Origin of the sequence: Bacillus sp. TL12 (assembly GCF_022625245.1) — a bacterium.
GTDB lineage: Bacteria > Bacillota > Bacilli > Bacillales > Bacillaceae_G > Bacillus_A.
Genome location: NZ_JAJJBY010000059.1, coordinates 1 through 12,395, shown reverse-complemented (window position 1 = coordinate 12,395; position 12,395 = coordinate 1). Strand labels below are relative to the sequence as shown.

Genomic DNA, 12,395 nt, shown 5'->3' with positions numbered 1-12,395 from the left:
GTATTTACACCATTTTAAAACAGAAGAAGAAGTAGTACAAGCAATTGAGGAATATATCTACTTCTATAACTATAAACGATTCCAAAAACGACTCAACCACCGAGCTCCGATAGAATATCGAATCTTGATGGCTGCTTAGTCTTTTTTATAGCTGTCTACTTGACAGGGCTAACACCATTTCTAGGACTCTTTTTAATACTAATTTTTAGCTTTAATTCACATTTTATCGATGATCATTTGTCTTTTATACCATTGGCTTAATTTGTCTCTCGCAGTTCCAGAGAGACGCTTTGTTTTTTTATTATAGAATCTCGAAAGGGTGGGCTGTGATATGCCTATCTCCGCTGATAGCTCTCGCATAGTTATCTTCTTTTTCAGATGCATAAATTCTATTCTATTCCGAATTAACTCTTCATTTCCATTCATATCTGAGGGCTTTTCTTCAATTTTCACTGGTTGACTTTCCTCATGTATTACATCAATAGACTTCTTCTTTGCTAAATTTTCCATTGAATGAATTAATTCTTTAGGTGGCAGTATTACTATTCCTAACTGTAAATAATAATTTTTAAACCAATTCTTCTTCGTCAATTGTTCCTCATCTAAACCTTTATCATATTTCCAATGGGAAATTACACCTTCTTTTTCTAAATCAATCAAAACATTTTCTAATTGATCACGAATACGGTTAGGTTTTTGCTTTTGGTTTATGCCCATTACTGCTAATAACCCTTTATCTCCCCCTATAGAATAGGGCCTTTTTAAGTTAGAAAACATTTGACGAATTCTCCACTGCCATGTCAAATAACGAATTAATCTTTTATGATACTTGTGTCTATAACTATTATATTCAAGGGCTTTTTTTGATAGTAATGCCGTAGTGCTATTAGATCCATATAGATAACTGGATAAGAAACTTCCCGGTTTAATTCGGCAAGATTCTATACCCATGTATTCATTTGTATTTTTATCTCTCCAAAGCACTACAGAATCTAATACAAATAACCTTTTAATGACTTCACGCTTTACTTCATAATGTTTCCCGGTTTCAGCACGATCATTTAGTACAACTACTTCATTCTCATCATTTAAGTATATAAAAATACTTGCTAGAGCCGCTATACGTTTGGCTACCTTAATCTTATCTTCCACTCTATAATATTCAAAGCCATTTGCTTTTGCTTTTGAAATACTGCACATTTCTAAAACTTGTTCATACGAAAAATCAATAAATTCATCAGGTGAATTTGCTTCATTTAGCCATTGAATTGTGATGGTATCTAATACGTCCGCTGTTAAATCATCCATATTACTCATTACACCATCTACTAATGTATTCCATCTTGCAGCTTCTTCGATGTTTGTTAGCCTTAGATCTTCATCTTTATGAGATGAAAGCTGTGCTACTCCATTACTATCTTTCGTTTCAATGGGATATGATTTTAATTTTGTATTTTCATCTTCCTCAAATTGATTCTTTGCTATCCCATCTCTTAGCTTATAATAAACAGCGGAATTATTTACTTCTAAATAATTTTCAGGTGCTATATTCATATCAGGCTCAATCACTGGTGTATTTGTTATAGTATTAGCTGTTTCATCATTACGAAACTCTTGGGCTATAAAGACATCAATTGTCTCATGTATTGTTACTTTGTAAGTATCTATATTTTTAAATATTCCTAAAGATGAAATACCTTTTCCTTGTTGCTGCTTCACCCACTGTACAAGCATTGAAAATGATGGAGAAAGGTATTCTGAAGTTACAATTTTACTATTATCTGCTTCAACGTCTACATAGTAAGAATTCCATTTATGCCACAATTGCTCGTTCTGTTTATAAAGTGGTTCTGTTATTGCTAATGCATCTCTAAACAATTGTAGAACGTCTTCCATATATATTTTGCTCCTAACATAGTTTAATGAATGTTATCTAAACGTAAAAATACTTAGCTATATGATGTCCCTTTCTAAATAATAAGAAAGATAATCAGAATATTATATTTAGAATTTTCTACGTTACACCTTTACAGGACCCTAGTATTCATACCTATGGTCCTCCCTTTTAATAATTATACAAGACCAACTCAATTTGTAAAATCCAAATACGACTTAATTCCAAGGCTTACATAGTAACCTAACTTTTTCATAGATTATTCTTCTATTAGTCTTATTTTTCATAACATGAAAATCTGTAACTATATTATTGCCCATTCAACTGCACAAAATTTTTAAAAAATGAGGACTAAAGCTTGATATAATAGGATTTCTTTTGTAATTACAATATGAACATGAAAATTTATAGCTATATGATGTCTCTTTGAAATGATGTAAATGTTCTATTAATCCTTTTATATCATACACCCACTACCTGTCGTTCGTGTTTTCGACTATTTATATAATATGAAAATCTGTAGCGGCATGATCTCCCTTTTTTCATAAAAAGACGAAAAGTTCTTAGTTATATGATGTTCCTTTTAAAATTTGAAATTTCGATATTGAATCCTTTAATATCAACGATTAAAGACTATTCTATGAATTATTTCGTAATTAAACACATGAAAATTTATAGCTATATGATGTCCCTTTTGAATGATGTAAATGTTCTATAAACCCTTTGATATCATACATTAACTGCCTTTTGTTTGTATTTTCGACTATTTATATAACATGAAAATCTGTAGCGGTATGATGTCCCTTTTTTCATAAAAAAATGAAAATCCTATAGCTATATGATGTCCCTTTGAAAAATTGGAATTTCGAGTTAAAACCCTTTAATATCAACGTTTGAAGGCCATCCTATGAATAATTTCATATCTAAAAACATGAAAACTTATAGCTATATGATGTTCCTTTTGTATTTATAAAATAACCTTATAAACATTGATGTATCAATGTTTATAAGGTTATTTCTAATGATTTATCGATTTTCTAGAAAGATGAAAATCTGTAGCGATATGATGTCCATAAAAAATTTTTGGTAAATCTTCAAATCCCTTGGTACACAAGGGCTTAATGCGCATTTCATCTTTTCATTTTTTCTCTTAAAGGGGCATATTTCATCAAATTTCGATTTGCTATAATCAAAATTGGTATATTTTATAGTGTTTTGGCATATATTTCTTGATTTCTGTGTAGGAGGTGAAAAAGATGGGACAATCATTTATTATTCGTAATCAACGTGGTCTAAATGGAAAATCTACAAATGCAGTATTAGTAACACTGAAGTCTTGGCAAAAACTTGTTGAAACTTTCGAAGAGAAATACTACAGCTATAAAGATACATACCTTGAGGATATTCTAGATCATATGACATACGAAGAACGTATTGCTGATGTAGACGGCTTTGTGGCTCAGGCGAAACCATCTTTTTCACGTCGTACACTATCTGCTATTTCTGAAACAATGGGACGAAAACATAAATTGTACGGTATTACAAACGCCGATCTAGAAGTCTTTTTATATCTACACAAGAAATGTTACACAAATGGAATCATTCCAAATGTAACAGTACATATGATGTGGGAAGACTACAAGCAATATAAAGAAGAGTTTGCTTACATACAGCATTCTCAATTCTATATTGCATTAAAGAAATTAAGTTTACATAACATTATCACAATTGAAAATGAATTAGATGGCCGCTATACCATTAAGCTCACTCATTTTATGAATGAAGAAACTGAAAAGGCAAACGCTTATGTATATATTAGCCCCGTGGTATTTACAAAGGCTTTCTTTGAGCTGTCAGTTGCAGCTAAGAAGTTATTCTTGGACATCGCTATGCAACAACACAGCGAAGTAACTCTTAAACGTTCCTTAGACAAACAGGATGAAAAGGGAAATAAAACTCATTTTGGCGGAATGTACCGCTTTTTACATAAGAAATACCCACATCAAATCCGTTCGGTTATGACAGAATTAACAACTGCATTACCATGTACAGGGACTCCCCTATTCAAAATTTGTAAATTACAAAAAGGGGTTAAAAATACAAAAAGATATACGACGTTATATCTATCCTTACATGCAGATTTCTTATGTACAAAAGAAGCTGGAGAAGTACAATATCGCGATCCATTTACCCCAAAGGTTACATATGCACGGAAAGCTCGTTTTATTGAATCTGTGCTACAGGAAATGAATATCGGTGAATTTGCACAAGACATGAACAAATTTATTCATGTACTTAAGTATACGTGTCATCGACAAATTCGAAGTGTCATTCGCAGCTTACGTGACATGATAGATCGTAATGAAGAATATCCAAATAAGTTAGTGTATACACTGAAAAAACTATTGAATCAAACATCACAATATCAAATTCTTGATACAGCAGCAAAAGAAGGTATTTACCCTCTTATTACACAACATGTTCCAAAAGAGCAAAAAGAGCAAGCTGTATTTGATTTTAGATTACATTTCTCTATGTACTCTCTACGGAACATCAAAAAGTTGTTCCGTAAAACATATAAGTTACTAAAATCCAAATTTGCTGTACCTGTTACAGAGGAATCGTATCACCGCAACTATTTAAAGTATCAAGAAGAAACATTGTTTAGAAAGTACGCCTATGAACAAGGTACAAATCTAAATGCTTATATGGCTTTAGAAATAGAAATACGTGAACTCCTTAAAGCAAGAGGACATAAAGAACGCTTTATTCCGAGTGATGTTCGCGAATTGTTCATTGAAAAAATAGATAGATTACCTAAAGAAACACTTCGCATTATTGAAGTACCAGATGATTTCAATTTGATTACGTTTATGCGTGCCTTTGAACAATTAGTACGCGCTGGTATTCAAGTAACAACAGCTGAGCAGGTTCTTGAGGTAATCGAAACAAATTAACGATACTTCGCTCTCTATTTTTGAAAAAAATATAAATAGAGGGCTATTCGTGTTGGTTCCATTATTTAAAAGCCCTCCACTGATTTCCCCTTATAGATACCTTTACTCGATTCTACTCATAATAGAGTCTTTTTTTATACATTCTTATACAAAACTGTACTGCAATTAACTAATTTTCCACACCTATATTTAAATAAACACGTTATTTTTATCTAAAATTCATGCAAATACCTACAAAAAATCATAAGAAAAATAATAAATTTCATGGATAAGTAGATAATTAGAGCCTAATGTGAATAGTTTTATGTAATTATTATTGCAATAAAGGGATTTTGGTACTTCATCTATCAAAAATCATCAATATTTATGTGAGTAGTGTGACAAATTCTAATTATGTTGATTAGTTAGCCTATATTGTGAATGTTTTGTGAGTAAATATTTTAAAATTGTGGACATACAGTGGATGAATTGAAAATTTAGCACTTGAATAAATATATTTAACAATGTATCAATTTGTTTCATTTTTTATGTAGAAATATATGATTTCATTTATGATTATTTGTAGGTTTTATACCTTACTAATGGTTAATTTTGCGTTGTTAGATTTTGCTGTTTGTGATTTTTTACGCTATAGGATGCTCAAATCCCTTGTTATAGTAGAAATAAAATCATATTTACTCTCCCTATATAAGTTTTATCTTTGTATTTTAAATATATATAAGATATATATTTATATAAGATTTTACTAATTAATAAAAAAGAGTGACATGTTAATAACATGTGCACTCTTCAGATAACTATTATTGTCAAAATAGTAGCTATCATAATTTATTTCTCCTTTAAAAATCCCCCTTTGTTAATTTCAAGGTTAAATTTCTTTAAATTTTATGGTTGCAACAACTTGAGCATGATCAGATTGTGTTTTATTTTCAATATCATCACATTTTAAATGTCGGTCAAGTACCTTATATGAGCTTACTCGACCAACGTGTTGTCTGTTTTTCTCATTAAGTGCATTAGATACAAAAATATAGTCTAGTACGTTTCCTAATTTTCCATAATAATGTGTAGGCAATCTTTTTTGTCCACTTTGATTTGGAGCTAAGTCAAAAGCATCATAAAGTTTATGGTTATAGACAATCTGTTGATCGTCATCCAAAATTGGATCATTCTTTATTTTTAGAAGCCTTTCTCTATTAGTTAATGCTTCTATGGGAATAGAGTGTTCATCATCGTTTAAGTCACCAAGCAAGATAACTGGAACCTCTTTATGAGTGTGTAAAGTTTCAGATATCTCATGATACAAGGCCGCTGCTTCTGCCCCCCGTTGTAGTAATGATATTACATGTCCTCTCGACCTTGCTCGTAAAGTTGCTAATATCTTTTTATCCAATGCATTACCAGGATTAAAATGTAAATCTCTAACTGCTGGGTTTTTGGATTTCAAATGCGAAACATAAAAAACAATATCACCAGTACCATCAATATGTATCGTAGCCTTTATTGGAATACGACTGAATTTGAAATCCTCATTAACAGGTATTTCCTCCATAATGGAATCTGGTACTTTAACAGGATTTACTGATATTATTGGATATTTTGAAGCTATCGCAACTACAGGTTTTATAAATATTAATGGATTATCTATATCTGTAACAGGGGTTTCTACTGTTTCAAAATGAATAAACCCTAACTCCTCAACCAAGCTTTTCAAAATAGCTGAGCTAAACACTTCTTGAAAACCAATAACATCGCATTCCATCTTTAATATTTGTTCTTTAATCCATTCTTTCTTCATCAACCATTCAGCATCTGAATAGATGTTATGAGGTTCATACCATTTGAAAGGAGGTTCAACAAATTGGTATAAGTTAAATGTTCCACAACGAATTTGCATAAACTTTCACCTTCTTTAGTTATGTAATTTGTAAAACCCATTGGACGGTTATCAGAGGATGTATATAGCACTAATCGTATTCCGCAATAAAGGGTATGTAGAAATACTGGATTAAGAATTAGTATGGATAGCTCAGTATATTTTCATTCTCTGTGATGAAGTGATGATTTTTCTACCTCAGTTTGGAAGCTTGTGTTACCATATTTATATTTACTGCTATCGCTGAACTTTAAAAAGACGTAAGAGTCGAAAGAACGGAATATGGCTGTGAGAGAAAAAGCAAGAGATTTTATCCCTTGCTCAGGCTGAGGAAGGCATGAGAAACACAAAAAATGCAAAATGGCCAGATATTTCTGTGTTATACCAACTCTTCAAGAAAACCTATTTGTTTAAGAATCCTCTTTTAGCGGACGGCACTCTAATTCGAAGAGAGGCATGCAAGCATACTCTGGATTAGACAGATCTGCAATAAGAAGAGCGATGCCTACATCTCCCCAGTAAAGACTATGGCTTCTCAAACCAGGTGATGACATATTAGAGATAGCCATCTCCCCTATTTTACGCTTCCGACGGCGAGATGATAGGGTGGATTTCTTGTGTTCTAAAATGTTTTTCTTAAAGAGGTGTGCAATCGTTTCACGAACGATCCCCTTTATAATTTCTTTTAGAAATTCAAGAAGTACTTCCATGGCTTTTCACCCCCTTTCTTTCCAAAATAGAAAGAAGGAGTGATAGCCTCCACCCTAATTTCACAATTATCTTTTCATACTATAGCATAGTATTTTCAGTTTGAAGACTGTTCATCTTAATAAGAGTCGAGTATCGTATAATATCTTGTATAGTATCTATAAGAAATACTTTGGGTCTGATTCCCCTTTTCAAAAATTAAAGCATTTTGATATTTTAATTGCTCAACGAATGTCCAACCATCTTTCTCCAGCATTTCTATGAAAGGCTCCATTTTCCCCCGTTTTACTAAATAAAGAGAAACATCTGAATACCGATCTTCGTTTGGTTCTACCTCAATTATTTCCTTATTAAGCAAAATCATTTTTGACATTGCTATGGCTAACGGTATAGGATTTTCCTCCTGAAAAATAACTCTTCTTTTTTCAATAACGAATATAGCTAATAAGGTAAATATTAATAACGGAATGATGAATTTTTTTGATTTTAACAAATCATGTCACCTCTTCCATATTTTTTTGCTTTTGCAACATAAATTCTTCGTATATACATAACTGTCCTTTGTGAGTAGATATTTTATTTTTTGTACAAATTCAATAATATGGATAGCACTCATATGTATTAGTGTACCTAGAATTTTATATGGATGGCGAGACATATGAATCAATATCAAATGCTGTATAGTACACCGTATCTTTATTCCTCTCGAACATTGAATCAAATGTATAAAAGTACCAAAAGTGAAGAAAACATATGCGCTATACAAGAGCACATGCAACGGCATACTGTATATCTAGATTCACAGTATCGTGGTTATTATTATTTAAGTCGTAAAATTGAGGAATACCTAAATGATGACGAGTATCCATTAAGTTGGAATGAATTACTCGATGATTATCAGTTATACAAAGATAATCAAGGGAATCTGTCTATTAAACTGAAAGGACGGAGTTAATATGACAATCATTGGAGAATTAGGGGTTGTTTATGGTGTTACTGGTATCTCAGTTTTAGGGATTAAATTTTTGAAAAAGAAAGGATTTTACCTTCCAGATTGGTTGCTACGTGCAGGTCTCAAATGCTTGCTTATCGGAAGTGTTTGGTACGTTCTAATGGATATGCTAGATGTGTTTCTACGCTAGTATCACATGTGGTAGTTGAAAAATAAGATAACAGTGCACCTATTAGATGTATTTCTTCCCTTCCATACAAGCTCAACTACCTTAAGGAGGTATGGAGGAAATGTTGTCACTTTTATTAATTCCAGCAACCTTTTTAACTGTAGCATATTTTTATAGAGGTAAAGAGATGAGTGATAAGAAAAAAATTACTACGTTTTTTGAAATTGCAAAGATATGTGTTCAACATAAAGGTGAATTACAATACCCTATTTTTATAAAAGAAATAGAAGATGATATAAGTATGAATTATGTTTACAAGTTACCGCTCGGCGTACCTAGTCAACTTATCAAAAAGTTAGCTGAAGTATTAGAAGAAGGATTATATAAACCTGTTAAAATATCGTTTCATCAAAGAGAGCTTCATATTCGAGTATTTAAGCAACGAATACCTGAAATGTGGAATTGGTCTAAGGATCTGTTAAAAGAGTACACATGGAGAGTTATGATGGGGAAAGCATTAGATAAACACGTATATCATGATTTCGAGAAAACACCGCATATGTGTGTAAGTGGAATGACTCGTTTTGGGAAAACAGTATTTCTAAAAAATGTAGTGACGAGTTTAATTTTACAACAGCCTGAATATGTAAAGTTTTTTATTATCGACTTGAAAGAAGGACTTGAATTCAGTCCTTATAAGGATCTGTCCCAAGTAGAAGAAGTTGCCAAAAACCCAAAACAAGCATTAGAAATGTTAGTCAGAGTGCGTGAGATGATGGTAAAACGAATTGAAATGATGAAGACATCTTATTTTACGAATATCATAAATACATCCATCAAAGAGCGGCACTTTATTATTGTTGATGAAGGAGCAAACCTTTGTCCGACACAAGGCTTACCTAAAAAACAACGTGACTTATTATTTATGTGTCAGGAGATGTTATCTGAAATTGCAAGGATTGGGGGAGGTTTAGGATTCCGGCTTATCTTTTGTACCCAGTATCCTACTTCTGATACGCTGCCAAGACAGATTAAACAAAATGCTGATGCTAAATTAGGATTTCGATTACCAACAGCAATTGCTTCTCAAGTTGCTTTGGATGAACCAGGGCTTGAGGATTTACCTTCCCTTCCAGGAAGAGCATTATTTAAAACCGATCGTACAGAAGAAATCCAAGTACCTTATTTGGAGGATAACGATATGTGGAATTTACTAAAGAAATATAGGGTGGTGAAACAAAATGAGGCATCAAACATTCAAACAGAAAGCGAGACAAATCGAGATTTTATCTACTTTGAGTAAATTAGATTTTGCAACTAGGAGACAATTACAAGCGATTCATTGTTTGGGAAGTATTCGAAATGCAAATCGTGTATTAAAGGATATGCACCCGTATTGTCACATTACAAAAATAGCTCGTGAGCATGTTTATTACCTCAATAAAAAAGGGCGTAGTTTATTGGGGGTTACAAGGGAAGTGAAAAAAAGTAGTCAATTACAGCACATAGTAATGAGAAATGAAGCCTGGATGTGGCTAGGGTTTCCTGAGTGGAAAACAGAACAAACAATAGAATTTTCAATCAGCGGTCAGCGATATCGAATTATTCCCGATGCAACTTATTTTGAGGATAAAGTCCCTCATTTCGTTGAAGTAGATCGGATGCAACACATGAAAGAAAATGAGCATAAAATACAGTTATATGGCCATATAACAGATATCTATAAAAGACAGAAAGATATAGTTCCAGTAATTATTTTTTTTACATTATCAGACTATCGGCAATCTAAATTAGAGCAATATGCTATAAAACAAAATGTGTTTATGAGAACGTTCGTGATGGGAGACATGTTTTAAAAAAACCTAGATATTTATGTCCCAAAAATCATGGTAATCAATGTTTTTATCAAATTTTTTTAGTGTTTTAATTATTTTTGTTGCTGATGTAAAAGTTGGAACACGATCTTTTTTGTTTGCTAAATCACTTATTAATGATTTGCTTAATCCAGTCTTTTGTACTAACCATTGTTGTTTGATTCCTCTACGATCTAAATAGTTACCAAATGGAGTTCTTTTTTTTCCCAGCCCAAACATTGGAAATCCCTCCTGATCAATAATATCGTACTAATAGCTTGTACAATATTCCATAAATCTAAACTTTTGTTCATAAATATGGAATTATGTTTTACAGCAAGGCATAGAATAATAAAAAGAAAAACTAAAAAAATATGTAATAATTTTGTGGAATGTAGCATTCATAGTAATAGCTACAAGTTGCTTATACACTAGCCTAATGGCAACTTGTTGCAACGAGTATTCCTATAAAATTAAAAGCTTAAATCCATTGGTACACCAGGGTTTAAGCTTTTCTTAATTTGTGAAGAAATGAAAAAGAGTTTAATAAATTAAGAGATATAAAATTATTCAGTGGTCGAATTTTGAAGAATTTTATATAATTTCACGTACTATAATGTAAATAAAAAATAAATTAAAACATGCAGATATTGAACATGATAGTACGTGAGGCATGGCGAAGACCTTGAAATCCTAAAGAACAGGAGAATCGACGTTTCACATGTTGGTAATCTTGCTCAATGATAGTATTGAGGTACTTGCTTGTACAATGAAAGGTATTTTTGTAAAGACCTATCTCCTTTAATTTTTTGAATGCAGAAACTAAAGAAGAGGCCTTATCTGTCGTCAGAACCGTTGGTTCTTCAAAAAATCGAACAAGTCTTTTCATAAAAGCATATGCCGCTTGATAATCTCGTTTTTTACGAAGTTGAAACTCTAATGTATTCCCCTCTTTATCGATTGTACGATAGAGATAACACCATTCACCTTTAACTTTTATATAAGTCTCATCCAACTTCCACAATCGTTGTACATGCTTATTTTTCTTTTTCCAAATGTAATAGATAAGATTTCCATATTCATGAACCCAGCGCATGATAGTTGTTGGAGGAATAGAAATACCACGTTCTTTGAGAATTTCAGATACATCGCGATAACTTAAAGAAAAACGACAATAGTAGCTAACGAGCCGGTTAATGGAATAAAGAATTGATCAAAGGAGAAAGGGCATTCTTCTCACTTCTTATTTATGGTACAATCAGGAAAAAAGGAGCAGAAAGATTATGCAAATCTATAAAATATTGACACCTATCTATGTAAACGAACTGGAAAAAGCTCTTCCGTATTACGAAGAATTGCTTCAAACCAAAGCAGGAGCAAGATTTCATTATGCAGAGAAGAAATTAGACATTGCAGTTGTTGGACAAATTCTACTTATAAGCGGAACAAATGAAGCATTGGAAGCCGTACGGAATATCACTTTGTCTTTCTTAGTAGATGATATTCATACTTATAAGACTTGGCTGTTGGATAATGGAGCTGTGATACAGCAAGATATAACGAAAGTTCCGACAGGTTACAACATGATTGTACAACAACCAGATGGTACGGTAATTGAATATATTGAGCACGTCAATTCCAAATAAGTATTATATATAAATACCTCCTTTAAATATCAGGTGCTTTAATTGAACGAGAAATCTACAAAAATTCAACGTTATTATTTAACATAGCTAAAAATAAAAAACTTTAACTTCCTATGCCGATAATTATGTCAAAAATAAGGCCATCCCGATGGACGGTTTTTGTATTTTTTGACTAGCGTAGTTTTTTTCCTAAATGTTGGCAATGCCGCGTGCCCATCAACCTAAGATTTTGAAATAACCCCATAACGAGAATTTTACCTTTTTACAATTATTTATGAGAATTTGACTCATTTTTTCGTTTTGGGAAGCAATCAATTTCTTAAGTTGATGGCGATGTTGT

12 protein-coding genes and 1 pseudogene are annotated in these 12,395 nt (G+C 32.2%); 7 read left to right on the top strand and 6 right to left on the bottom strand.

Annotated features, from left to right (window positions below; genetic code table 11):
• Nucleotides 1-139: IS3 family transposase (locus LOK41_RS29385; protein WP_481748840.1), on the top strand; the 139-nt coding region annotated here is incomplete at its 5' end.
• A 77-nt stretch (nt 140-216) separates the two neighbouring features.
• Here LOK41_RS29385 and LOK41_RS25900 read toward each other — a convergent pair.
• Nucleotides 217-1,896 (bottom strand): helix-turn-helix domain-containing protein, encoded by a 1,680-nt coding sequence (locus tag LOK41_RS25900; protein WP_241818881.1) that lies wholly within the window; start codon nt 1,894-1,896, stop codon nt 217-219.
• 1,254 nt (nt 1,897-3,150) lie between these two features.
• On the opposite strand from LOK41_RS25900, the gene LOK41_RS25895 reads away from it, so the two are divergent.
• The gene (locus LOK41_RS25895; protein ID WP_241818880.1) at nt 3,151-4,851 is read left to right on the top strand and encodes a hypothetical protein; all 1,701 of its coding nucleotides are present in this window, start codon (nt 3,151-3,153) and stop codon (nt 4,849-4,851) included.
• Nucleotides 4,852-5,719: 868 nt separating this feature from the next.
• On the opposite strand, the gene LOK41_RS25890 is transcribed toward LOK41_RS25895, so the two are convergent.
• The 3 genes from LOK41_RS25890 to LOK41_RS25880 all read right to left on the bottom strand — a co-directional run bounded on the left by LOK41_RS25890 (nt 5,720) and on the right by LOK41_RS25880 (nt 7,928).
• Complete coding sequence (locus tag LOK41_RS25890) at nt 5,720-6,748, bottom strand: endonuclease/exonuclease/phosphatase family protein (protein WP_241818879.1); 1,029 nt, start codon at nt 6,746-6,748, stop codon at nt 5,720-5,722.
• 389 nt (nt 6,749-7,137) lie between these two features.
• Nucleotides 7,138-7,437: a hypothetical protein gene (locus LOK41_RS25885; protein WP_241818882.1), complete on the bottom strand. Its 300-nt coding sequence runs from the start codon at nt 7,435-7,437 to the stop codon at nt 7,138-7,140.
• A gap of 116 nt (nt 7,438-7,553) precedes the next feature.
• Nucleotides 7,554-7,928, bottom strand: a complete 375-nt coding sequence (locus tag LOK41_RS25880) for a hypothetical protein (protein WP_241818878.1) — start codon at nt 7,926-7,928, stop codon at nt 7,554-7,556.
• A 165-nt stretch (nt 7,929-8,093) separates the two neighbouring features.
• Between LOK41_RS25880 and LOK41_RS25875 the strand changes: the two genes are divergently transcribed.
• The 4 genes from LOK41_RS25875 (at nt 8,094) to LOK41_RS25860 (ending at nt 10,412) form a co-directional block, all read left to right on the top strand.
• Nucleotides 8,094-8,390, top strand: a complete 297-nt coding sequence (locus tag LOK41_RS25875) for a hypothetical protein (RefSeq protein ID WP_241818877.1) — start codon at nt 8,094-8,096, stop codon at nt 8,388-8,390.
• 1 nt (nt 8,391) lies between these two features.
• On the top strand, nt 8,392-8,577 hold the full coding sequence (locus tag LOK41_RS25870) for a hypothetical protein (protein ID WP_241818876.1): 186 nt from the start codon (nt 8,392-8,394) through the stop codon (nt 8,575-8,577).
• Between the two features lie 100 nt (nt 8,578-8,677).
• Nucleotides 8,678-9,859 carry an FtsK/SpoIIIE domain-containing protein gene (locus LOK41_RS25865; protein WP_241818875.1) on the top strand — a complete coding sequence of 394 codons (1,182 nt, stop codon included), beginning with the start codon at nt 8,678-8,680 and terminating at the stop codon, nt 9,857-9,859.
• Nucleotides 9,798-10,412, top strand: a complete 615-nt coding sequence (locus tag LOK41_RS25860) for a replication-relaxation family protein (RefSeq protein ID WP_241818874.1) — start codon at nt 9,798-9,800, stop codon at nt 10,410-10,412. The genes LOK41_RS25865 and LOK41_RS25860 overlap by 62 nt, the downstream gene beginning before the upstream one ends.
• Before the next feature lie 6 nt (nt 10,413-10,418).
• Here LOK41_RS25860 and LOK41_RS25855 read toward each other — a convergent pair whose 3' ends face one another.
• Both LOK41_RS25855 and LOK41_RS25850 read right to left on the bottom strand, forming a co-directional pair.
• Nucleotides 10,419-10,649, bottom strand: a complete 231-nt coding sequence (locus LOK41_RS25855; protein ID WP_174103940.1) for a helix-turn-helix transcriptional regulator — start codon at nt 10,647-10,649, stop codon at nt 10,419-10,421.
• 418 nt (nt 10,650-11,067) lie between these two features.
• Nucleotides 11,068-11,619, bottom strand: a pseudogene (locus tag LOK41_RS25850) (IS6 family transposase); the annotation flags it as partial.
• 73 nt (nt 11,620-11,692) lie between these two features.
• Here LOK41_RS25850 and LOK41_RS25845 point away from each other — a divergent pair.
• Nucleotides 11,693-12,055 carry a VOC family protein gene (locus LOK41_RS25845; RefSeq protein WP_241818873.1) on the top strand — a complete coding sequence of 121 codons (363 nt, stop codon included), beginning with the start codon at nt 11,693-11,695 and terminating at the stop codon, nt 12,053-12,055.
• The last annotated feature ends 340 nt before the right edge of the window (nt 12,056-12,395 follow it).

What these genes read in the sequence shown, in the direction of transcription:
- LOK41_RS25900 (WP_241818881.1), bottom strand. Translation starts at nt 1,896, where the DNA reads ATGGAAGACGTTCTACAATTGTTTAGAGATGCATTAGCAATAACAGAA.
- LOK41_RS25895 (WP_241818880.1), top strand. Translation starts at nt 3,151, where the DNA reads ATGGGACAATCATTTATTATTCGTAATCAACGTGGTCTAAATGGAAAA.
- LOK41_RS25890 (WP_241818879.1), bottom strand. Translation starts at nt 6,748, where the DNA reads ATGCAAATTCGTTGTGGAACATTTAACTTATACCAATTTGTTGAACCT.
- LOK41_RS25885 (WP_241818882.1), bottom strand. Translation starts at nt 7,437, where the DNA reads ATGGAAGTACTTCTTGAATTTCTAAAAGAAATTATAAAGGGGATCGTT.
- LOK41_RS25875 (WP_241818877.1), top strand. Translation starts at nt 8,094, where the DNA reads ATGAATCAATATCAAATGCTGTATAGTACACCGTATCTTTATTCCTCT.
- LOK41_RS25870 (WP_241818876.1), top strand. Translation starts at nt 8,392, where the DNA reads ATGACAATCATTGGAGAATTAGGGGTTGTTTATGGTGTTACTGGTATC.
- LOK41_RS25865 (WP_241818875.1), top strand. Translation starts at nt 8,678, where the DNA reads ATGTTGTCACTTTTATTAATTCCAGCAACCTTTTTAACTGTAGCATAT.
- LOK41_RS25860 (WP_241818874.1), top strand. Translation starts at nt 9,798, where the DNA reads ATGAGGCATCAAACATTCAAACAGAAAGCGAGACAAATCGAGATTTTA.
- LOK41_RS25855 (WP_174103940.1), bottom strand. Translation starts at nt 10,649, where the DNA reads ATGTTTGGGCTGGGAAAAAAAAGAACTCCATTTGGTAACTATTTAGAT.
- LOK41_RS25845 (WP_241818873.1), top strand. Translation starts at nt 11,693, where the DNA reads ATGCAAATCTATAAAATATTGACACCTATCTATGTAAACGAACTGGAA.